This window comes from Cellulomonas sp. P4_D11, from assembly GCF_056401915.1.
Map to the genome: position 1 here is coordinate 1 of NZ_JBFUIK010000018.1, position 21,669 is coordinate 21,669.

The window sequence follows — 21,669 nt, forward strand, 5'->3', positions numbered from 1 at the left end:
CGCCGGGCTCGCCCGGCTCGTCGTCCGGGGGCTCGGCAGCGGGGGGCTCGTCGTCCCAGGACGCCGCCGCCTCGGCCGGGGTCACCGCGCGGGGGTTGGCGCGATCGTCCGCGGAGGTCCGGGATACCGGGGCGGGCGATGCGGCAGGAGCGGATGCCGCGGACACCTGCTCCGCGAGGATGCCCTCGACGCGGACGTCGAACCCGAGGGTCTCCCGGACGGCACGGGCGACGACGTCCGCATGGGCGCCGTTGCGGAACGTGGTGGCCAGCGCCGGGTTGTCGAAGGCGATGCGCAGCGTGGTCGCGTCGAGCTCGGCGACCTGCGCGTTGCGGGGGTCGATGAGGGCCCACGTCACGCGGCGCAGGCCCTTGACGGTCTCCAGGACCTCGGGCCATCGGCGGCGGAGCACCTCGGTGTCCGGGCCGCCGGTGGGGCGGGCGGTCGTCGGAGCGGCAACGGCAGGCGCGGCAGCGGGAGCGGACGAGGCGGCGGGCGGCGGTGCGGCAGGAGCCGAGCTCGGCTCGCGAGCAGTCGTCCTCGCCGCGACACTGTCGGACGGGGAAGCCGGCGGCGGTGTCGGGTCGGCCACCGGCTCGACCCGGTCGGACGTTTCCGGGGCCGGCGCGGCGACCGGCGACTCCGGCGAGGCGGTCGACTCCGAACGAGCGGTCGCCGCCGACTGGTCGGCGGCAGGCCCGTCCGCCGGTGCGGGGTCAGCAGCACGCGGCGCTGCGGCGGCAGCGGCCGGTGCAGGAGCAGCGGCGGCCGGTGCGTCGTGCGTCGGGACGCGGACGCCGGCACCACCGTCGGCCGGCAGCCCCCGCTCGAGCCGGTCCAGCCGTGCCCCGATCCCCGAGCGCGTGTCCTCGGCCGCGGGCAGCAGGAGCCGGGCCATGAGCAGCTCGAGGTGCAGGCGCGGGGACGTCGCGCCGGTCATCTCGGTGAGCGCGGCGTTGCACAGGTCGGCCGAGCGCGACAGCTCGGACGGCCCGAGGTGGCGGGCCTGCAGGCGCATGCGGTCGAGCTGGTCGGTCGGGACGTCGCGCAGGGCCGCGTCGGCGGCGTCGCCGGACGCGGCGATGACGATGAGGTCGCGCAGCCGCTCGAGCAGGTCCTCGACGAACCGCCGCGGCTCGTGCCCGGTGGAGATGACGCGCTCGACCACGCGGAACGCGGACGCGCCGTCGCGGGCGGCGACGGCCTCGACCAGGTCGTCCAGCAGGGAGGCCTGCGTGTACCCGAGGAGCGCCGCGGCACCCTCGTACCCCAGCTCGCCGCCGCCGGACCCGGCGATCAGCTGGTCGAGCACGGAGAGCGTGTCGCGGACCGACCCGCCGCCGGCGCGGACCACGAGCGGCAGCACGCCGGAGGCCACCGGAACGCCCTCGCTGTCGCACAGCTGCTGCAGGTAGGGCACCAGCACGTCGGGCGGTACCAGCCGGAACGGGTAGTGGTGCGTGCGCGAGCGGATGGTGCCGATGACCTTGTCCGGCTCCGTCGTCGCGAAGATGAACTTGATGTGCGGCGGTGGCTCCTCGACGATCTTGAGCAGCGCGTTGAAGCCCTGGTTCGAGACCATGTGCGCCTCGTCGAGGATGAACACCTTGTACCGGTCGCGCGCGGGCGCGAACGTGGCCCGCTCGCGCAGCTCGCGCGCGTCGTCGACACCGCCGTGGCTGGCCGCGTCGATCTCGACGACGTCGAGGCTGCCCGGTCCCCCGCGCGCCAGCTCCACGCACGACTCGCACACGCCGCACGGGGTGTCGGTCGGGTTCTCCTCGGTGTTCTGCGCGCAGTTGAGGATGCGCGCCAGGATGCGGGCGGACGTCGTCTTGCCGCAGCCACGCGGGCCCGAGAAGAGGTAGGCGTGGTTGACCTGACCGCTGCGCAGCGCCTGCCGCAGGGGCGCGGTCACGTGGTCCTGACCGATCACCTCGGCGAAGTTCTCCGGCCGGTAGCGGCGGTACAGGGCTGTCGTCACGCCACGAACCCTAGACGCCCGCGCCAACACGTGGAGCCCCTCCTCCTCAGTCCGCGCGGACCACCGTGTCGGCAAGCACCGACCGGAGCAACGGTCGCGACGTCTCGGTCGCCCCATACACCAGCGCGCACCCGCCGGCCAGGAACCCGAACAGCAGCAGGAGTCCCTGCGGCGACGTCACGGCCGCCGTGCCGAACAGCGGGAAGAACATGATCAGCGCGGTCGCCGCGGAGCCGACGGCGACGAACAGCAGCGGCACCAGCACGGACCGTCGGCGGACCGAGTCGAGCAGCTCGACGGGCGTCCCGGCCAGGTTCTGCAGCGCGATCTCCCGCCGCCGGTCGAGCACCGAGGCAGCCTGCGCGATGCCCGCGGACACGGCCGCGAGCAGGAACGCAACCACCAGGGTGACCATCGCTCCGGTGACCAGGTCGTCCATGAGCATCGCGCCCTGCGGGTCCTGCGACGTGTCGACCGCGGTGATCGCCGGCAGGACCGCCAGCACGCCGGCGACGAACCCGGCGAGCCCGAGCCCGCCGACCACCCGCCAGGCCGCCTTCGGGTCGTCGAGCAGCCGGCGCGCCGCCAGGAGCCGCGCGGGCGTCGTGGCACGGCGCAGCTGCACCTTGCCGACGAGACCGAGCACCCACGGCCCGATCGCGTTCAGCGTGGCGAAGCCGAGCGCGAGCGCCCCGACGAGTGCGCCGACGGCAGCCGCCCCGAGCGCGCCCGCCGCCGCGCTGAGCACCATGAACAGGCCGATACCGACGACGGCGACCACGACGCGCAGCCAGGTCATCTTCTTCGGCGTCTCGCGCCGGGCCACGCCCAGCGGCGAGACGGTCACGCGCCGCAGCGAGACCGCCCCCGACAGGGCCGCCAGGACCGGGACGGCGACCAGCGCGATCGCGAGCCCCTGCCAGCCCACCCAGAGCTCGCCGACCGAGAACGTCGTCCCCTGGAACGGCAGCAGGGACACGACCGGGAGCAGCAGGCCGTAGAGCACGATCCCGAGCACGGCCCCGACGAGTCCCTGCCAGGCCGTCTCGGAGACCGTCAGCGCGACGACCTCACGCGGCGTCGCGCCGAGCAGCCGCAGGGTCGCCAGGCGGGCGTCGCGCCGGGCGACGCCGAGCCGGGCGGCGGCCCCACCGAGAGAGACGAGTGGGACGACGAGGAGGACGACTGCGAACCACGCGAGCGTGAGGTAGAGACCGCGGATGTCGTTCTGGTTGTCGCCGACTGGCAGGGTGGACCGACCCGCGAAGCCGAGCAGTCCGCCGACGACGCTGAGCGTGAGCCCGGTCGTCACCGTGAACGCGGTGATCGCGAGGACGGTGGTGACCCGCGAGTCGCGACCGCCGGCGCGCTGCAACCGGGGCGCGAGCGCGACGACCGCGTTCACCGGGCGACCTCGGCGGGGGTCGACGCGCCGACGACGAGCCCGTCGCGCACCTCGATCCGGCGGTCGCACCACGCCGCGACCTGGGCGTCGTGGGTCACGACGACCAGCGACGCGCCCGCCGCCTTCGTCGTGTGCGTCAGCACCTGCATGACGTCGTGCCCGGTGGCCTGGTCGAGGGCGCCTGTGGGCTCGTCGGCGAACACAACCGCCGGGCCGGTGATGAGCGCCCGCGCGACGGCCACCCGCTGCGCCTGCCCGCCGGACAGCTCGCCCGGCCGACGCCCCTCCATGCCCGCCAGCCCGAGGGAGCCGAGCCACTGCCCGGCCAGCGTGGTGGCCTCTCGTCGCGACGTGCCCAGCAGCATCGCGGGCAGCGCGACGTTCTCGATGGCCGGCAGCTCGGAGAGCAGCTGCCCGAACTGGAACACGAACCCGTAGTGCCGACGCCGCAGCAGCGAGCGCTCGCGGTCGGACTGCCGGCCGACCTCCCGCCCGTCCAGCTCGACCGTGCCCGCGTCGGGCAACAGGATGCCCGCCAGGCAGTGCAGCAGCGTCGACTTGCCGGACCCGGACGGCCCCATCACGGCGAGCGACTCGCCCGCGGCGAGATCGACATCGACGCCGGCGAGGGCGGTCGTTGGCCCGAACGACTTCACGAGGCCGCGGGCGGACAGGCGGGGCGAGGCGGTGGTCATGGCCCCAGCCTGGGGCGAGCGCAGGCACGCCCGCGTCGGCCCTCGGGCTGCTTCCGCCCGCCCGGGTCTGCACCCGCAGGCGGACGCGGGTCCGCCCACCGTGGGACGCCGCCGCCGGCTAGACGACGAGCGCCACGCCCACGAGCACGACGACGCCCGCGCCCGCCATCGAGACCCACCGGCGGGCCTGCGGCGGCACCCGCAGGCCCAGCGCCCCGCTGCTGACCGCGAGCACCAGCTGCCACGCGAGCGAGGCCAGCCCGACCCCGACGACGAACGCCGACACGGACCCGGCTCCCCCGACCTGCGCGGCCAGCCCGACGGCGATCGTCGTGAACGTGACGGCCGTCAGAGGGTTGACGGCCGTGAGCCCGACGAACCGCAGGTAGGCGCGCGACGCCGACGGCGCCACGGTCGCGGTCGGAGCGGGGTCGCGGGACGCGCGCGCGGCCGTGATGACCCCGACCACCCCGACGGCGACGAGCACGCCGGCGCTGACCCACCGCACGAGCGCGGCGTGCTCCCCGAGCACCCGGCTCACGGGCGCGCCCACCGCCACGGCGAGCACCGCGTAGGCGAGGTCGACGGTCGCGACGCCCACAGCCGCGCCGACAGCCACCCGCACGCCGTCGACCAGCCCCGTGCGCAGGAGCAGGACGCCGACCGGCCCCACCGGCATCGCGACGGACAGGCCCGCGAGGACGCCGAGGAGGAAGGCCGTGGTCATGAGGTCAAGGCTTCGACACCCGGGCCGGTCGGTCACGGGGATACTGCGGAATTCGTCGTCGCACTGCGATCATCGACTCATGGACGCCATCGACGACGCAATCCTCCGCGAGCTGACCGTGGATGCGCGGTTGCCGTACAGCGAGCTCGGCGCCCGCGTCGGCCTGAGCCCGAACGCCGCTGCGAACCGCGTGGGCCGCCTGGTGGCGGACGGCACCATCCGCGCGTTCACCATCGTCCGCGGGGGCGGAGCGGCCGCGCCCGGGCCGGGGCTCGAGGTGTTCGTCGAGGTCCGGCTGGCCGAGGGGACCACCAACGAGGACTTCACGGACGCGCTGGCGCGGCGGGGCTTCCCGCAGGTGCTCGACGCGGTCCACGTCACGGGCTCGTACGACTACCTGCTCCACGCGGTCGTGCCGGACCCGGCGGCACTGGACCTCTTCGTCCGGCGGCTCAAGCGCGAGGCGGGGGTGGCCCAGACCTTCACGCGGCTCGCGATGCGGGCATGAAAGGACCCCCCGCACACCCGCCAGAGCTCACCTGCCCTTGCTGCCTTCCGGCCCTGGGGGAGTTCAGCGAGATGACGCCGCACGAGGGGTCTGCCGGAAATCCTAACCCGAACCGTCGGTGACGATGACCGCGTCCGTCAGCCGCGCGACGGTCGCGGGGTCGAACCGGGCGGCACCCGGGACGAGCGCGTTCGCGGCACCCGCAGCCGTCCCGCGTCGGAGCGCGTCGGCCAGGTCGAGCCCGTCGTCGAGCGCCTGGACCAGGGCGCCGAGCAGCGAGTCGCCGCTGCCGACGGGGAACTGGCCGACCACGCCCGGCAGCGAGGCGTGCAGCGTGCGGACGCCGTCGGTCGCGCCCAGACCCGCCACGCCGTCGGTCACGACGACGAGCGAGCCGGTGCGTTCGTGCAGGCGGGCGACGAGGTGGGTCAGCGGGGTGGTCGCCGGGGCGTCGAGGGCCTCGCACGCCTCGGCGCGGTTCACCTTCAGGAGGGCCGGGGAGGCATCGTGCAGCAGCGCGCGCAGGGCCGACCCGTGGCTGTCGACGGCGAGGCGCGTCCCGACCGGCAGGCTCGCGTGCAGGTCGCGCAGCGCCTCCGGCCCGAGCGACGCCGGGGACCCGCCGCTCACCAGGCACCAGCCGGGCCGGTCGACGAGCAGGGCGCCGAGGGCGTCGAGAAACGTGCGGAAGACGGCGGCGGACACCGGCGTCGCGTGCTCGTAGATCTCCGTCAGGCCGTGGTCGGACCGCGCGTGCACGCTCACGCAGGTGCGCGTGAGCTCACCGCCGTCGACCACCCGCAGGTCCAGGCCGTCGCCGCGCGCGAGGTCGGCGACCACCGCGCCCGTGCCCCCGCCGAGCACCGCGACCGCGGCGACCGACGAGCCCAGGAGGGCGGCCGCGCGCGCCGCGTTGAGCGCCTTGCCGCCCGCGACCCGGTGCACCTCGAGGGGCCGCTGGATGCCGGCCAGCTCCTCGACGACGTACGTGACGTCCAGGGAGGGGCTGACGGCCGCGGCCGTGATCATGCGACCCCGAGGTCGGCGAGCGTCGCCTGCCGGCCGGTCCCGCCGCTGCCCAGGGTGGACAGCGAGCCTGCAGCAGCGGCCCAGCGGAGGCGCTCGGCCTCGTCGGCGATCCCGTGCGCGAGCGCGGCGAGGTAGCCCGCGTCGAAGCTGTCCCCCGCGCCCGTGGTGTCGACGACATCGACCGGTAGCCCGGGCGCGCGGACGACCACCCCGGCGGGGTCGACCGACCAGCCGCCGTCGGCCCCGGCCTTGACCACGACGCGCGGGCCGAGGGACGCGAGGTGCCGCGCCCGGTCGACGTCGCTGCCGTTCGAGGGTGCGAGCGCCCGGAGCTCCGAGAGGTTCGGCAGGAACACGTCGACGTGCGCGAGCAGGTCGAGAACCCCGTCCCAGCGCTCCGCCGGGTCCCAGTTGGTGTCGAGGCTGACGGTGACGCCCGCGGCGCGGACCTCGGCCAGCAGGGCGGGCAGCTCGGCCGCGAGCGACGGCTGCAGGAAGTACGAGGCGACGTGCAGGTGAGCTGCTCCGGCCGCCGCGAGCGCCTTCCGGACCGCCTCCGCACGCAGCGTCGGGATCGTGCCCGGCACGGTGAGGATCGCGCGGTCGTCGGGCGCGGACAGGATCACGGACAACCCCGTGGGCACCGCCGTGTCGACCTCGATGTGTGCGGTGGAGACCCCCGCGGCGGCGAGCCCGTCGAGCTGGAACCGGCCGAAGGCATCGTCGCCGACCCGGGCCACCAAGAACGTCGGCACCCCGAGCCGCGCGAGACCGCAGGCCACGATCGAGGCGCTGCCGCCCAGCACGAGCTCGCCCGAGTCCGCCAGCTGCTCGGCCTGGCCGAACCGCGGGACGACGTCGCCCCGCAGCACGAGGTCGACGTTGGCGTCGCCGGCGACGAGCACCGTGCGCAGGGTCATCCCTTCAGCCCCGAGAACGTCATCGTCGCGATGAACTGCTTCTGCGCGAGCACGAAGAACGCGATGAGCGGCAGGGTCGCGATCACGTTGCCCGCCATGAGCAGCGACCAGTCCGTGCGTCGGGCGCCCTGGAAGCTGGTGATGCCGAGCTGCAGCGTGAAGCTGGCCGGGTCGTTGATGGCGATGAGCGGCCAGACCAGGTCGTTCCACGAGCCCAGCAGCGTGAAGATCGCCAGGGTCGCCATCGCCGGCTTGGCCAGCGGGAGCACGACGCGCCAGAACACCGCGAGGCGGGAGCAGCCGTCGAGCACCGCGGCCTCCTCGAGCTCCGCGGGCAGGGACAGGAAGAACTGCCGCATGAGGAAGATGCCGAACGCCGACGCCAGCCACGGGACGATCGCCGCGCCGAGGGTGTCGACGAGCCCGACCTTCGCGAACATCACGTAGGTCGGGACCATGAGCAGCTGGGTCGGGATCATGATCGTGGCGACGATGGCCAGGAAGCCGAAGGTGCGGCCCGGGAACTTCAGGCGCGCGAACCCGTAGCCGGCGAGCGAGCACAGGACCAGGTGCGACAGGACACCGACGGTCGAGACGATCACCGTGTTGAGCAGCCAGCGCAGGATGTCGGACTCGGCGAACAGCTTGGAGAAGCCGTCGAGCGTGAGGGTCGACGGGATCAGCTTCGGCGGGAACTTGTTGATCTCCGACGCCGGCGTGAGGGCCGTGAGGAACATCTGCACGAACGGCAGGGCGAACAGCAGCGCGACCGGGGCGAGCAGGACGTGCCACCACCAGTGGCGGCGGCCGGGGCGGCGCGGCGCGAGTCGGATGTCGTCGGGGGTGTCAGGCACCGGCGTGCGGGACATCAGCTGGACGGCCATCAGAACGCCTCGACCTTCGCGCGCCGGGAGTAGAGGACGACGCCTCCGGTGATGATCAGCGTCACCGCGAACAGCCCGTAGGCCACGGCCGACGCGTACCCGAACTCGAGGTTCTTGAACGCCGTCTGCCACAGGTAGTAGACGATGGTCTGCGTCGCGTCGAGCGGCCCGCCGCGCGTGGTCGTGTACACCAGGTCGAAGAGCTGGACCGCCCCGATGACCTGCCAGACCGTGACGAACACGGTGACGGGGGCCAGCTGCGGGAACGTCACGTGCCAGAACGACTGCCACCGGTTCGCGCCGTCGATCCGGGCGGCCTCCAGCAGCTCCCCGGGGATGTCCTGCAGGGCCGCCAGGTAGATGACCGTGGTGAACGCCGCCTGCCCCCACAGCGACATGAGCGTGATCACGACCATGGCCTGCGACGGGTCCTCGAGCCAGCGCTGCTGCGGCAGGTGCAGGGCGCGCAGGACCGTGTTGGCCAGGCCGAACTGCGGGTTGAAGAGGTACGTCGTGAGGATGCCGGTCGCCGCGGCCGAGGCCACGAACGGCAGGAAGATGGCCGTCCGGTAGAAGCCGATCATGAACAGCGAGCGGTTGAGCAGCATGGCCAGGGCCATGCCCATCAGCACGGACGCCGGGACGAAGAGCACCGTGTAGAGGATCGTGTGGCCGACGGCGTCGCGCAGGGCGGCGTCGGTGACCATCGCCTGGTAGTTGCCGATCCCCACCCAGGTCGGCGTCGAGAAGCCGTCCCAGCTCTGCAGCGAGAGCCAGAACGCCCAGGCCGCCGGGAAGATCGACAGGCCGAGCACGATGAGCATCGCCGGGGCCACGAAGCCCCAGCCCTGCGCGCCGGCGCGACGACGCTCCTTGCGGCTGCCGGGCCGAAGGGCGGCCTCGTCGACCGGGCGTGGGGCGTGCGCCTGCGGCAGGAGCGCGCCTCGTCGCCGGGCAGGGGCTGCCGCCCTCACCATCGTCACCCTCCGAGCGCCTGCGTCGCCGTGTCCGCGGCCTTCGACAGCGCCTCGGCCGGGTCTCCTTGACCCTGCATCACCTCGGAGATCGCGGACCCGATCGCCTCGGAGAGGTTGACGTAACCCTTCACGGTCGGCCGAGCGTGCTTGGCGTTCGCCATGTTGGCCGCCATGACGTCGAGACCCGGGAGCGCCTCGACCTGGGCGAGGAACTCGGGCGACTGGGCCTCCGAGTCGCGGAGCGGGAGGTTGCCGTACGCGACGTTCCACTTGATGTCCTGCTCGGCCGACGTCAGCCACTTGGCGAGCTCGTACGACCAGTGCTCACGGTTGGCGTCCTTGTGGTCGAACAGGACCCACAGGTCCGGGCCGGACACGCTCTCGTGGTTGCCGTCGGTGCCCGGCAGGGGCACGACCCCGTACGACGTCTTGGCCGTCTGGAGGTCGTAGAGAGTCCAGGGTCCCGACGTGATCATGCCGATCCGGTCGCTGGCGAACAGCTCGGCCGACTTGGTGTCGGTCTGGTCGAGATAGATCGACTTGTCGTCGACGGCCATGTCGCGCAACAGCGTCAGGGACTTCACGCCGGCGTCCGAGTCGAAGGTCGCCGTCTTCTGGTCCTCGGACAGGATCTCCCCGCCGTTCTGCCACAGGTGCGGCCAGAACTGCCAGGTGGTCTCCTCCGTGCCCGACACCGAGTAGCCGTACCCGTAGGTGTTCGTGCTCGTGTCGGTCAGCTCCTTGGCGGCGGTGCGGAAGTCGTCCCACGTCCAGTCGTCGGTCGGGTAGTCCACGCCCGCCGCGTCGAACACCGTCTTGTTGTAGATGAGCGTCAGGTTGTCGACGACGGCGGGGAAGCCGATCGTCGTGCCGCCGCCCGGCTGGGCCGTCTGGCGCGCCGCGGCTGGGAACTCGTCCCACTTCACGTCCGGGTCCTTGACCTGGTCCGTGATGTCGAGCGTCCGCTTCGAGGCCTGGATCTCGCTCGCCCACGAGCCGTACGCGTAGGAGATGTCGGGGTAGGTTCCGCCCGCGAAGCCCGCCGACAGCTTCTGCAGCAGCTCGTCCGTCGAGGGCGCGCCCGACGAGATGTCGACCGTGACGTTGGGGTGCAGCTCCTCGAAGTCCTTGGCCAGGCCCTCGAGGATCGACTCGGCCTGCTCCGCCTGGCCCGTCCACCACGTGATGGTCGTCTTGGCATCGGGGTCGAAGGTGGTCGCGCCCGGCGAGCCGCTCGAGCACGCGGTCACGGACAGGGAGGCGACCACGGCGGTGGCTGCGGCGAGGGCGGCGATTCGCGTACGGGGCGAGCGCTGGGGGGACAACTCGATCTCCTCGGGGTCGGTGGGGGCGCGGGCTGAGGTCAGGACAGGACGACGGAACGGGTCAGGTGGCGCGGCGTGTCCGGGTCGAGGCCCCGGCTCTCGGCGAGCGCGACGGCGAAACGCTGGGCCTGCAGGAGCTGGACCAGGGGGTCGTCGTGAGTGGCCAGGACGCGGGCGCCCGTGGCCTCGATGTCGGCGACGATCGTCGGGTCGGCCGACCCGAGGATGGTCACGAGGGACCCCGGGTGCGCCACCGCGATGGGTCCGTGCCGGTAGTCGAGCAGGGGGTAGGACTCCGACCAGGCCTGCGCGGCCTCCCGGACCTTGAGGGCGGCCTCCTGCGCCAGCCCGTGGGTCCAGCCCGTGCCGAGGTAGACGACGTGGTCGATGCCGTCGACGGCCACCGGGAGCGGCGCGTCGAGCGCCCGCTGGGCGGCGGCGGCGAGATGGTCCGTGGCGCCGCCGAACGCGGCGCGGGCGATCGCCAGGACCGTCGTCGGGAAGCGGGTCTGGACCACCGAGGCCTCGTCGGCGTAGTCGAGGACGAGGACGTCGTCGGCGCGGAGGGCGATCGGGCTGTCCTCGACGCCGACGATCGCGGCGACCGACGTGCCGGGCTCGACCAGCTCGAGGGCCGTGAGGACCTCGCTCGTGGTGCCGGACCGGCTGATCACGAGCACACGGTCGTAGGTGCGGCCCGGGCGCCACTCGGAGGCGTACGCCGCGTCCGTCAGTCCGAGCCCAGCCTGCTCGCGCAGCACCGCGACGGACTCGGCGACGAAGGCGCTGGTGCCACAACCGAGGATCAGGACAGCCTCGCCCGGGCGGCCGAAGATCGCACCGGTCGTCGAGGCGTCACGCAGGGCGCGCGCCCAGACCGACGGCTGGCTGGCGATCTCTCGCGCGGTGATGCTGCTGCTCACGGGTGCTGCCTCTCTGCTCCCGGCTCCGGGGATCGTCGCGGGGCCGTATGCGCAATACTCCGCAGCGAAGTGATCGATCCGCAATGAAACTGCGGCACACGCTCACTATTGGTGAGCGAACCCAAGAGGATGGGGCCATGACCACCCCCGACGGGGCCGCCGCCGCCGACCTGCGCCCGGCCGGCTGGCACCCGTGGAGCAGGCTAGTGGCCGGAACGACGCAGGTGGCCCGCAGCGCCGTGGCCTGCATCGACGTGCACAACCACCTCGGCCGGTGTCTACCGCCGGCGGGATGGACGGCGCCGTCCGTCGACGAGCTGCTCGCACTGATGGACCGGCGCAACGAGAATGTGCCGCCGCAGGGGCGGTGGACGGTGTCGGCGCTCGGGCTGCGCCGGGAGGCGCTGGAGGCCGCGTACGCGGGCAACGCGTGCTCGGCCTGTGACGGCGTCTCAGGCCGCCCTGATCGACTCGCAGGTGGCGGCGACGGTCGCCGCGACGGCCTCCCGGGCCGGGGCGAGGTAGCGGCGAGGGTCCGTGAGGCCGTCGTCGGCATCCAGCGCCTTCCTGACCTGCGCGGTCAGTGCGACGTTGAGCGCGGTGCCGATGTTGATCTTGCGGATCCCTGCCCGGACGGCGGCCTGCAGGGTTGCCGGCGGCACGCCCGAGGACCCGTGCAGCACGAGCGGGACGGGGACCGCCGCGGCGAGCCGAGCGACGAGGTCGAGGTCGAGACGAGCGGTCGCGGCCGTCATCGCGTGCGAGGAGCCGACGGCGACCGCCAGCCCGTCGACCCCCGTCGCGGCGACGAACGCCGCCGCCTCGCCCGGATCGGTCCGGACACCGGGTGCGTGGGCGCCGTCCTTGCCGCCGACCTCGCCGAGCTCCGCCTCGACCCACAGGCCCACGTCGTGGGCGGCCCGGGCGAGCGCGGACGTGGTCGCGACGTTCTCGTCGTACCCGACGTGGGCCGCGTCGACCATGACCGACGAGACGCCGAACCTGTGCGCCTGCGCCACGCCGTCGCGCAGGAGGTCGCCGTCCTGGAGGTGGTCCAGGTGCAGGCCGACCGGCACGCTCGCCTGCTCCGCGAGCTCGCGGCAGGCCGCGAGCAGCGGACCGAGCAGGCCCTGCCTGTAGCGCACCGCGTTCTCGCTGACCTGCAGCAGGCCGGAACACCGCGCACGCTCGAGCCCGGCGACGATGCCTTCGGCGTGCTCGAGCGTGATGACGTTGAACGAGAGGACGGCCGAGCCGCGGGCGACGGCGTCGTCGACGAGATCCCGGGTGCGCGCGACGGTCACAGAGAGCCCGCGGGCAGGAGGGCACGCAGCGGCTCGGGCAGGAGGTCGCCGTGCGCCGTGACCAGGTCGTCGCACAGGTCCCAGATCTGTGCCGGGGTCAGGGTCGACGAGGCGTTGCCGTCGACGAGCACCGCCTGCCGGACCAGGCGCGGGTCGCCCGTGCGGACGGCCTCGACCGTGAGCTCCGCGACCGACAGGTACGTGCGGTTGAGCGCCGCGCACTGGACCGGCAGCGGGCCCATGGCGATGGGCACCACGCCGTTGCCGTCCACGTGCGCCGGGACCTCGACGGCCGCACCCTCCGGCAGGTTGCCGATGAGACCGTGGTTCGGGACGTTGACGTGGATCTCGCGCGTCGTTCCCGTCAGGATCGAGTGGATGACCTGCGGCGCGTACTCGGAGGCGCCGCCCTCGAGCGGCAGCGGCGACCCGTCGCGCAGGAGGTTCTTGGCCTGCTCGTACTCGGCGACGTTCTCGCGGCTGATCCCGATGTACTGCAGCGGCTCGATGCGGAACCGCGCGACCTGCTCGTCCGACCGGAGGAACCAGGACAGGTACTCCGACGAGTGCTCGCTGGTCTCGGTCGGGTACCAGCCGATGCGGCGGAAGATCTCCACGCGCACCCGGCGCTCGAGCTCTGCATCCTCCGCGATCTTCGCGCGCAGCCGCGGGTAGAGGTCCTCGCCGTCGCGGGTGGTCCAGTCGCGCAGCCAGGCTTGGTGGTTGACGCCGAAGGCGCGGAAGCGGGTCTCCTCGACGTCGAGCCCGAGCAGACCGGCGAGGTCGTGCGCGGTCCAGTAGACGGAGTGGCACAACCCGAAGGTCCGGATCTCCGGCGCGACGACCGACGCCCACCAGACGTTCATGGCCATCGGGTTGGTGTAGTTGAGCAGCAGCGCGTCGGGGCAGACCGCCCGCATGTCCTCGAGGATCGCCGTCAGCACCGGGAAGGTGCGCAGCGCACGGAAGACGCCGCCGACGCCCGTCGTGTCACCGATGGTCTGGCGCAGCCCGTGCCGCGCAGGGATCTCGAGGTCGGCGATCGTCGCGTCGATGCCGCCGACCTGGATGATGTTGATGACGAAGGCCGCACCGTCGAGGGCGGACCGGCGGTCGAGGGTCGCGCTGACCCGTGCGGGGTGGCCCAGCTGCTCGACGAGCCGGTGCGCGGTGCCCTCCGCGACGGCCAGCCGGTCGGCGTCGACGTCGTGCAGCGCCAGTTCCAGCTCCAGGTCCCCGAAGCGCAGGAGGTCCGCGACGAGCTGACGGGTGAACACGACGCTCCCGGCGCCCACGAACGCGATCTTGGCCATGCCAGGATGATCGTGGTGCCGATCGATACGTGCAAGAATCCTCGAGTGGATCGGTCGAAGTGATCATCTTGAGTGAGCGAGCGTCGGAGGCAGGCATGGCAGCGCTGGACGTGGCCCCGAGGGCGACCTCACGGAAGCGCTCGGACCGGATGCTCGGCGTCCTGGCCCTGCTCGAGTCCGGCGACACCGTCTCGCTCACCGAGCTGACCCGGTCGCTCCGGGTGTCGACCGCGACCGTGCGACGGGACCTGGCAGACCTCGAGGAGCAGGGCCTCCTGGTGCGCACCCACGGCGGCGCCCGAGCGTTCGCGGCGGCGCGCACCGAGGTCCCCGTCCGGCTGCGCGACTCGCGGTTCCGCGAGGCCAAGCAGCGCATCGCCCGCCGGGCGGCCGAGCTCATCCCCGCCGGGCCGTACAGCATCGCCATCAGCGGCGGGACGACGACGGCCGAGGTGGCGAAGGCCCTTGCGCATCGGCCCGACCTCGCGATCGTCACGAACGCGCTGACCACAGCGATGGAGATCGCGTCCCGCCCGAACCTCAAGGTGATCATGACAGGGGGCGTCGTCCGGTCCAGCTCGTTCGAGACCGTCGGCGTCATCGCCGAGAACACCTTCAACGCCATCAACGTGGGCACCGCCATCCTCGGCACCGACGGCATCAGCGCCTCCGGCGGGGCCACCACCCACGACGAGACCGAGGCGCGCACCAACAACGCGATGGTCTGCCACGCCCAGCGGGTGGTGGTGGTGGCCGACGGGTCCAAGGTCGGCCGCGTGACCCTGGCGAAGATGGCCGACCTCGGCCAGGTGCACGTCCTCGTGACGGACTCGACCGCCGACCCGGAGGAGCTCGCCCGGATCGCCGCAGCCGGCGTCGACGTCATCGTGGTGGAGCCGTAGCCGCAGGTCACGGCCCCGTGCGCCAGCCTGTCCGCACCCCTGGCTCGCCGCCGGGAGGGTGCGCGCCACCACGGCTGACGCTCGTCACCGTGCGTCGACGTCCCCGATGACGTGCGTCGCCTTCGCCCTCGGCCGACTCGGGCGTCCCTCCGCCCGTAGGAGGTCCAGGACGCTTCTCTCCCTGGCCTGAGACCACCCTGCGGGACTCGATCATCCGAAGTGACCGCTTCGCGCAACAACCTATGCGAACCGGTCAGTCGTTCGGATACTGGGCCGAGCCAGCCCTTCCCAGGAGCCCCAGTGACCATCACCGACGATGCGATCCCGAGCCAGCCGACGAGCACCCGATCCCCGGGACCGCTACGGCGACGGTCTCCCGTCATCGCGTTCGTCGTCGCGGCGCAGCAGCACCTGATCGCGGCCACGACGTCCCTCGGGATCGACGGCTCGGCACTGCTGGGCGCCGACCTGGACCTGCAGGTGCCGGTCTCGGTCGGGGACGGGACCTACCGCGCCACGTTGGTCCTGACCGCTCTCAGCTGAGAGCGGCCCAGAGGGGGCGCGCACATCGGCGTGGAGCGCGACGACGTGGCTGGGGCCGGCTCTTCCGGCCGGCCCAGCCACCGTGTTCGCGACATCGCCTCGGCACTGCCCGCGTCGCGCGACGGCACGGCTAGCAGGACGACCACACGAGGACTGGAAGGAGTGCAAGATGCCTGGACGACTCACGATGTTGGCGCTCTCTGTCGCGCTGACTCCCACGCTGTTGCTGACCACGGGCATGGCTGTCCAAGGTGGAGCCCCCGAGGGCGGATCCGCCGCGGCGCTGGTGCCGCAGGGCCTCGACTACACAGAGAACCCGGTCGACGTCCCGAACCCGGACCGGGGGTTCTACCGGGCCAACGACGGGATGATCGTCCCGGTCACCGGTGCCGGCTCGGGCACCATCAACGTCGGTGACAACCCGGTCACCGTGGGTGGTGCCGCCGTCACCACCCGCGTCAGCCACATCTACTTCGACCTGCGGAACTTCTCGAGCAACACGTTCACGTCACGAGGCACGCGGTACACCGCGAGCTACCGTGCGCCGACCACCGTGTCGATCAAGTCGCGGCCCGGGGACCAGGCGCCGTACGCCTACGACACCCACTTCGACTACTGGCGGGCGAACGTCCTGCCCACCTGGCCGCACGGCACGACCCAGAAGCTGACGCCGGATGCCCTCGCGTACATCAGGAACAAGCTCCAGCAGGTGCGGGACGGCAACGGGGTCACCCTGATCCGCTTCAACTACGACGGCCAGGGCTACAGCTGGGTCGACGTCGACCACCCGCAGGACGGGTACATGGACCGGCTCGTGCAGGACATCGAGCCCGACAAGGCCACCGTCCTGGAACACATCGCCCAGCTGAAGCCCATTCTCGACGAGTACGAGGACGTCATCATGGGGGTCGACGGGGGCATGTTCGGCCCGTGGGGCGAGATGCACTCGACGACCCTCGGCACGAGCCCGGAGGCCTACGCCTGGCTCCTGAACGCCTGGCTGGACGCGGTCCCCGCCTCGCGCTCGATCATCGTCCAGGGTGGCGCGTTCCTGTCCTGGTACAACGCCACCTACGGCACGCACTACACCTTCGGGACCATCGACAAGATCCCCGCTCCTCAGCCAGGCACCCCGGAGGCTCGCTTCGGGTTCTTCAACGACAGCTACGCCTACGGCGAGGACGAAGGCGCCAACTATCCGGACGACTGGGGTTCGCTGTCCGAAGGGGCCTGGTGGCCGGGCTCCCCGCTCGGGGACCCGGAGTCCTACGACCGCGGCCGGTTGATGACCTGGATCAGAGGGCAGAACGGGTTCTACGGCGGCGAGGCGCAGGGCGACGAGACGCTGTGGAACACCTATCCGTTCGTCGCCTGGGAAGCCTCCTACGCGCAGACCGTCTACCTGAACGCGGACTACTCGAGCGAGGTTCACGACAGGTGGGGCAGCTTCACCTACACCGAGGCGAACGTCACGAAGACGATGGAGAACGCGTACGCCGAGCCCTACCGGACGGAGCACGCGATCTTCGACCCGGTGTACGACGGCAGGACCGGCGCGGAGTACTGGCGAGACCGGCTGGGATTCCGGCTGGTGCTGCGTGACGCCAACGCGAGCGCGTCGGTGAGCCAGGACGGCACCTTCCGGTTCGCGGGGAGCATCCAGAACGTCGGCTTCGGGAACATCGTGAACAAGAAGAACGTGTCCGTCGTCCTGAAGTCCAAGGCGGACGGCACGTCCTACTCCGCGCTGACCACCCTCGACGCCCGGGACTGGCGGCCCGACCTGGACAGCAGGGCGAGCAACACTGCCGCCTACCGGGACCTGGGCTTCTCGGTCGACATGACGAGCGCGTTCGGCACCGTGCCCGTCGGCGACTACGACGTCTACCTGAAGATCAACGATCCCAAGGAGACCTCGGCCAACAAGCGCACCATCCGGTTCGCCAACAACGGCGCGAACATCTGGGACGCCGGGCTCGGCGCCAACCTGATCGCCTCCACCACGGTCGGTCCGGCCACGGGGGCGTCGGACCACAACCAGACGCTCCAGGTGCAGATCCCGCAGGCCACCAACGAGCCGGGTGAGTTCACCTGGTCGATCGACGGGACCAACGGGCTCGTCGACCTGGGCACGGCCGTGCCCGCCGGCGACCACTACGCAGCAGCCGGTGTGATCAACCCCGTCCGCGTCACCGACACCCGCCTCGAGCGACCCGCGTGGTCGCTCTCGGCACAGACGTCCGACTTCCGGGCCGACGGCAAGGTGTTCGCGGGCAAGTACCTCGGGTGGACACCGAACGTCACCGAGAACACCGGCGGCGCCGTCGCCGGTGCCCCGGTGGTCTCCGGCTTCGTCGCCGGCGACGGCCTGTCCGTGCCGGCCACCCTCGGTTCGGCCACGACCGGGCACGAGAAGGGCTCGGCACTGCTGGGCGCCGACCTGGACCTGCAGGTGCCGGTCTCGGTCGGGGACGGGACCTACCGCGCCACGTTGGTCCTGACCGCTCTCAGCTGACACCACGACAGCGTCGTCGCCGGCCGGGGCCCTACGCCTCGGCCGGCGGCGGCGCACCAAGGAGCTGCACCATGAGTCTTCGGACCACGTCGCGGGTCGTGCTCATCGCCCTGGTCGCGTCGATCTCGTCTCTGCTGGCGGTGAGCGGTGCGACGGCATCCGCACCACGTCAGGCCTCCGTCGGCGCGCTCGGGGCACTGTTCGATGCCACCCCGGGCGCGACCGAGGACCCCACCGTGACCTGGGGGATCCGTCCGGCCGACAACGCACAGGGCGCGGGCCGTCCGAACTACTCGTACGAGCTCGAGCCCGGCGCGCGCGTCGAAGACGATTTCGTCGTGCTCAACCACGGCCAGAAGCCGCTGACGCTCGCCGTCTACGCCGCCGACGCCGTGGTCACCCAGAACGGCCCGCTCAACCTGGCCAACCGCGACGTCCCGTCCGTGGACGTCGGCAGCTGGGTGGACGTCGGCACCGACGAGGTGACGATCGCTCCGGGTGAGTCCGTGGAGATCCCTTTCACCATCACCGTTCCGAGCAACGCGAGCCCTGGCGACCACACCGGGGGGATCGTCAGCTCGCTCACGGGCGCCGACCCCGCCGCGATCACGGTCGAGCGTCGGCTCGGCTCCCGCATCCACGTCCGAGTCGTCGGCGAGCTCCAACCGGGGCTGCGGATCGACGGGCTGGTGGCGTCGCACTCGGGGAGCACGGACGCGGTCCCCCGTGGCGACCTGGCCGTGAGCTTCACCGTCACCAACACCGGGAACTCCCGTCTGACGGGCGCGGCGAAGCTGCGGCTGAGCGGACCGTTCGGGACGTCGGCCCGCGTCGTGACGCTCGACGACGTGCCCGAGCTGCTGCCCGGGTCGTCGTACGACGTCTCCACGACCGTCCCTGACGTGCCGGCGACGGTCCGGATGACGGCGACGGCGGTGGTGACGCCCATGGTGCTCGGTCCGGACGACTCGAGGGGCACTGCGATCGCGCCCGTCGAGGCGAGCACCACGTTCTGGGCGATGCCGTGGATCCCCGTCGGGATCCTGGTGCTGGTGCTGGCCTGGCTGGCGCCGCGGATCGTCCGTCGACTGCGGGCTTGGCGGGCGGGACGTGTGGACGGAGGGGCCGCCGCGGCGCCCGACGGCGCTGCGGCGGACGGTCCTGTGGCGAGCGCGCTCGGGGCGCCCGAGGAGCAGACCATCGGCGACGCCGACCGCTCCGAGGTGTCGCGGGCTCGCGTGCATGACGGCGGAGCCGGCCGAGGATGATCGGAGCGCGTACCGGCGCGGGCGTGCCTCGACGGCCACCGCGCCGAACGTTCACGTGCCGGTGATTCGCCCGACTCACATCACGACCGCTTTGGGGACAGACTGCCCCCATGGCGACTGATGGGGTTCCCGGCGAGGACGCGGTGGCGCAGGAGCCGGCCGACGCCCGCTACGACTACGACCTCGTGGTGGTCGGTTCCGGCCCCGGCGGACAGAAGGCGGCGATCGCGGCCGCCAAGCTGGGCCACAAGGTCGCCATCATCGAGCGTCGGCACATGATGGGCGGCGTCTCCACCAACACCGGCACGATCCCGAGCAAGACTCTGCGCGAGGCGGTCATGTACCTCACGGGCATGGCGCAGCGGGAGGTGTACGGCGCGAGCTACCGCGTGAAGTCCGACATCACGATGGAGGACCTGTTCGCCCGCACCCAGCACGTGATCGGCCGGGAGCACGAGGTGATCCGCGCCCAGCTGCTGCGCAACCACGTCGACATCCTCAACGGCACCGGCTCGTTCCTGGACGCGCACACCTTGGGGGTCCTGGAGGACGACGGCGTGCGCCGCACCCAGTTCACCGCGCGGTTCGTCGTCATCGCCACCGGCAGCAAGCCCCACCGGCCGAGCACGGTCCAGTTCGACGGGAAGACGGTCCTCGACTCCGACGGGGTCCTCGCGCTCGAGGCCGTGCCCAACTCGATGGTCGTGGTGGGCGCCGGCATCATCGGCATCGAGTACGCGTCGATGTTCGCCGCCCTGGGCACCCGGGTCACCGTCATCGACAAGCGGCCCGCGATGCTCGAGATGTGCGACCCCGAGGTGGCCGAGTCGCTCAAGTTCCACCTGCGGGACCTGTCGGTGTCGTTCCGGTTCGGCGAGGAGGTCGCCGGCGTCGACAGCAACACGCACGGCACCGTGACCCGCCTCGCGTCGGGCAAGCGCATCGCCGCCGACGCCGTCATGTACTCCGCCGGCCGGCAGGGGCAGACGGACGCCCTCAACCTTGAGGCGGCGGGGCTGTCCGCGGACTCGCGCGGGCGGATCGCCGTCGACGAGCAGTACCGGACCGCGGTGCCGAACATCTTCGCGGTCGGCGACGTCATCGGCTTCCCCGCCCTGGCCGCGACGAGCATGGACCAGGGCCGCCTGGCGGCGTACCACGCGTTCGGCGAGCCGGCCCGGGAGCTGCAGTCCGTGCAGCCCATCGGCATCTACACGATCCCCGAGATCTCCTACTGCGGCCGCACCGAGGAGGAGCTCACCGCCGAGGCGGTCCCCTACGAGGTCGGCGTCGCCCGCTACCGCGAGCTCGCGCGCGGCCAGATCGTCGGCGACTCCTACGGGATGCTCAAGCTGCTGGTCCACACCGAGACGCGCGAGCTGCTCGGCGTCCACATCTTCGGGACCTCCGCCACCGACCTCGTCCACATCGGCCAGGCGATCATGGCCTGCGGCGGGACCGTCGACTACCTCGTCGACACCGTCCTCAACTACCCGACGCTCTCCGAGGCCTACAAGGTGGCGGCCCTCGACGCGACGAACAAGATCCGGCAGGTGGCCCGCTTCAGCTCGTGACCGCCGCGATCCCGCGCGCGACGGCGGCGACCATCGCGTCGGCGATCTCGGGCGTCGCGGCCGCGAGGATCGAGTCGGAGGCGAGCGACCACGGCTCCCCCCGCAGGTCCACGACGACGCCACCGGCCTCCCGGACCAGCACCACGCCCGCGACGACGTCCCAGGCGGCGTTCCCGAACGCGATCGACGCCGACGTCCGGCCGGTGGCGACCCACGCCAGCTCCGTGGCCGACGTGCCCACGACGCGCACCTTGCCGACAGTCGCGGCGACCTCCCGCAGGGCGGCCGCCCGCACGTCGAGCGGCCAGGGCGCGATCGACGTCCACGACAGGTCCCCGACCGTGACCGTGAGGCTGTCGAGCTCTCCGCCTCCCGTCGACACCCGCACGTCGTCCCCGCCCGCCGTCCGGCGCCACGTCCCGGCGCCGCGCGCCGCCCACACGACCTCACCGGTCGTCACGTCCGCGGTCACACCGACGACGGGGTCGCCCCCGGCGAGCCGAGCCAGCGTGCACGCGACGAGCGGCAGCCCGGCGACGAAGTTCGCGGTCCCGTCGATCGGGTCGACCACCCACCGGTCCGGCGCGTCCTCGCGCGGCGACCCCTCCTCGCCCTGGACCGGCAGCGGTGAACCGTCCTGGAGCGTGCGGACCACGGCGTCCTCCGTCGCCAGGTCGACCGCGGTGACCAGGTCGTTCGGGCCCTTGAGCCGCAGGACGGCCCGGTCGTCGGCACCCCGGACCACCGCCAACCCCGCCTCCACCGCACGCAGGGCGAGGTCGACGTCGGGCTGCAGGGCGGGCGGGGCGAGGGAGGTCATGACACGCATGATGTCCCCCGCATGCGACATCCAGGTGAACTCACCGCTCCCGT

The 21,669-nt window shown here is 72.4% G+C and carries 19 protein-coding genes and 1 other RNA gene; 6 read left to right on the forward strand and 14 right to left on the reverse strand.

The window, feature by feature from the left end:
* From AC1DT4_RS12610 to AC1DT4_RS12625, 4 genes are all read right to left on the reverse strand, one after another.
* A partial coding sequence (locus tag AC1DT4_RS12610; protein WP_477090140.1) for a DNA polymerase III subunit gamma and tau occupies window positions 1-1,984 on the reverse strand: 1,984 nt, incomplete at its 3' end.
* 46 nt (window positions 1,985-2,030) lie between these two features.
* A complete protein-coding gene (locus AC1DT4_RS12615) occupies window positions 2,031-3,389 on the reverse strand; it encodes an FtsX-like permease family protein (RefSeq protein ID WP_477090141.1) in 1,359 nt (452 codons plus the stop codon).
* Window positions 3,386-4,084, reverse strand: a complete 699-nt coding sequence (locus AC1DT4_RS12620; protein ID WP_477090142.1) for an ABC transporter ATP-binding protein — start codon at window positions 4,082-4,084, stop codon at window positions 3,386-3,388. Before AC1DT4_RS12620 ends, AC1DT4_RS12615 begins: the two co-directional genes overlap by 4 nt.
* A 118-nt stretch (window positions 4,085-4,202) precedes the next feature.
* Entirely contained in the window at window positions 4,203-4,811 is a 609-nt protein-coding gene (locus tag AC1DT4_RS12625; RefSeq protein ID WP_477090143.1) for a LysE family transporter, read from the reverse strand.
* A gap of 79 nt (window positions 4,812-4,890) precedes the next feature.
* On the opposite strand from AC1DT4_RS12625, the gene AC1DT4_RS12630 reads away from it, so the two are divergent.
* Window positions 4,891-5,319 carry an Lrp/AsnC family transcriptional regulator gene (locus tag AC1DT4_RS12630; protein ID WP_477090144.1) on the forward strand — a complete coding sequence of 143 codons (429 nt, stop codon included), beginning with the start codon at window positions 4,891-4,893 and terminating at the stop codon, window positions 5,317-5,319.
* On the opposite strand, the gene ffs is transcribed toward AC1DT4_RS12630, so the two are convergent.
* The 9 genes from ffs to melA all read right to left on the reverse strand — a co-directional run bounded on the left by ffs (window position 5,317) and on the right by melA (window position 13,994).
* Window positions 5,317-5,413: signal recognition particle sRNA small type (gene ffs / locus AC1DT4_RS12635), an RNA gene on the reverse strand. The two genes, AC1DT4_RS12630 and ffs, sit on opposite strands and share 3 nt — an antisense overlap.
* 8 nt (window positions 5,414-5,421) lie before the next feature.
* The gene (locus AC1DT4_RS12640; protein WP_477090145.1) at window positions 5,422-6,348 is read right to left on the reverse strand and encodes a 1-phosphofructokinase family hexose kinase; all 927 of its coding nucleotides are present in this window, start codon (window positions 6,346-6,348) and stop codon (window positions 5,422-5,424) included.
* Window positions 6,345-7,268 carry a carbohydrate kinase family protein gene (locus AC1DT4_RS12645; protein WP_477090146.1) on the reverse strand — a complete coding sequence of 308 codons (924 nt, stop codon included), beginning with the start codon at window positions 7,266-7,268 and terminating at the stop codon, window positions 6,345-6,347. The genes AC1DT4_RS12640 and AC1DT4_RS12645 overlap by 4 nt, the downstream gene beginning before the upstream one ends.
* Window positions 7,265-8,152: a carbohydrate ABC transporter permease gene (locus AC1DT4_RS12650; protein WP_477090147.1), complete on the reverse strand. Its 888-nt coding sequence runs from the start codon at window positions 8,150-8,152 to the stop codon at window positions 7,265-7,267. The genes AC1DT4_RS12645 and AC1DT4_RS12650 overlap by 4 nt, the downstream gene beginning before the upstream one ends.
* Window positions 8,152-9,126 carry a carbohydrate ABC transporter permease gene (locus AC1DT4_RS12655; protein WP_477090148.1) on the reverse strand — a complete coding sequence of 325 codons (975 nt, stop codon included), beginning with the start codon at window positions 9,124-9,126 and terminating at the stop codon, window positions 8,152-8,154. Before AC1DT4_RS12655 ends, AC1DT4_RS12650 begins: the two co-directional genes overlap by 1 nt.
* Before the next feature lie 5 nt (window positions 9,127-9,131).
* Window positions 9,132-10,454 (reverse strand): ABC transporter substrate-binding protein, encoded by a 1,323-nt coding sequence (locus AC1DT4_RS12660; protein WP_477090149.1) that lies wholly within the window; start codon window positions 10,452-10,454, stop codon window positions 9,132-9,134.
* 38 nt (window positions 10,455-10,492) lie between these two features.
* Window positions 10,493-11,377, reverse strand: a complete 885-nt coding sequence (locus AC1DT4_RS12665) for an SIS domain-containing protein (RefSeq protein ID WP_477090150.1) — start codon at window positions 11,375-11,377, stop codon at window positions 10,493-10,495.
* Between the two features lie 452 nt (window positions 11,378-11,829).
* Complete coding sequence (locus AC1DT4_RS12670) at window positions 11,830-12,681, reverse strand: class II fructose-bisphosphate aldolase (protein WP_477090151.1); 852 nt, start codon at window positions 12,679-12,681, stop codon at window positions 11,830-11,832.
* Entirely contained in the window at window positions 12,678-13,994 is a 1,317-nt protein-coding gene (gene melA / locus AC1DT4_RS12675) for an alpha-galactosidase (protein ID WP_477090152.1), read from the reverse strand. Before melA ends, AC1DT4_RS12670 begins: the two co-directional genes overlap by 4 nt.
* Window positions 13,995-14,089: 95 nt before the next feature.
* Between melA and AC1DT4_RS12680 the strand changes: the two genes are divergently transcribed.
* The 5 genes from AC1DT4_RS12680 to sthA all read left to right on the forward strand — a co-directional run bounded on the left by AC1DT4_RS12680 (window position 14,090) and on the right by sthA (window position 20,796).
* On the forward strand, window positions 14,090-14,896 hold the full coding sequence (locus AC1DT4_RS12680) for a DeoR/GlpR family DNA-binding transcription regulator (RefSeq protein ID WP_477090153.1): 807 nt from the start codon (window positions 14,090-14,092) through the stop codon (window positions 14,894-14,896).
* A 300-nt stretch (window positions 14,897-15,196) separates the two neighbouring features.
* Window positions 15,197-15,439 (forward strand): hypothetical protein, encoded by a 243-nt coding sequence (locus AC1DT4_RS12685; protein WP_477090154.1) that lies wholly within the window; start codon window positions 15,197-15,199, stop codon window positions 15,437-15,439.
* 169 nt (window positions 15,440-15,608) lie between these two features.
* On the forward strand, window positions 15,609-17,954 hold the full coding sequence (locus AC1DT4_RS12690) for a DUF4832 domain-containing protein (protein WP_477090155.1): 2,346 nt from the start codon (window positions 15,609-15,611) through the stop codon (window positions 17,952-17,954).
* 71 nt (window positions 17,955-18,025) lie between these two features.
* Window positions 18,026-19,222 (forward strand): hypothetical protein, encoded by a 1,197-nt coding sequence (locus AC1DT4_RS12695; protein ID WP_477090156.1) that lies wholly within the window; start codon window positions 18,026-18,028, stop codon window positions 19,220-19,222.
* A 110-nt stretch (window positions 19,223-19,332) separates the two neighbouring features.
* The gene (sthA, locus tag AC1DT4_RS12700; RefSeq protein WP_477090157.1) at window positions 19,333-20,796 is read left to right on the forward strand and encodes a Si-specific NAD(P)(+) transhydrogenase; all 1,464 of its coding nucleotides are present in this window, start codon (window positions 19,333-19,335) and stop codon (window positions 20,794-20,796) included.
* Here sthA and AC1DT4_RS12705 read toward each other — a convergent pair.
* The gene (locus tag AC1DT4_RS12705; RefSeq protein WP_477090158.1) at window positions 20,786-21,616 is read right to left on the reverse strand and encodes an inositol monophosphatase family protein; all 831 of its coding nucleotides are present in this window, start codon (window positions 21,614-21,616) and stop codon (window positions 20,786-20,788) included. The two genes, sthA and AC1DT4_RS12705, sit on opposite strands and share 11 nt — an antisense overlap.
* Between the last annotated feature and the right edge of the window lie 53 nt (window positions 21,617-21,669).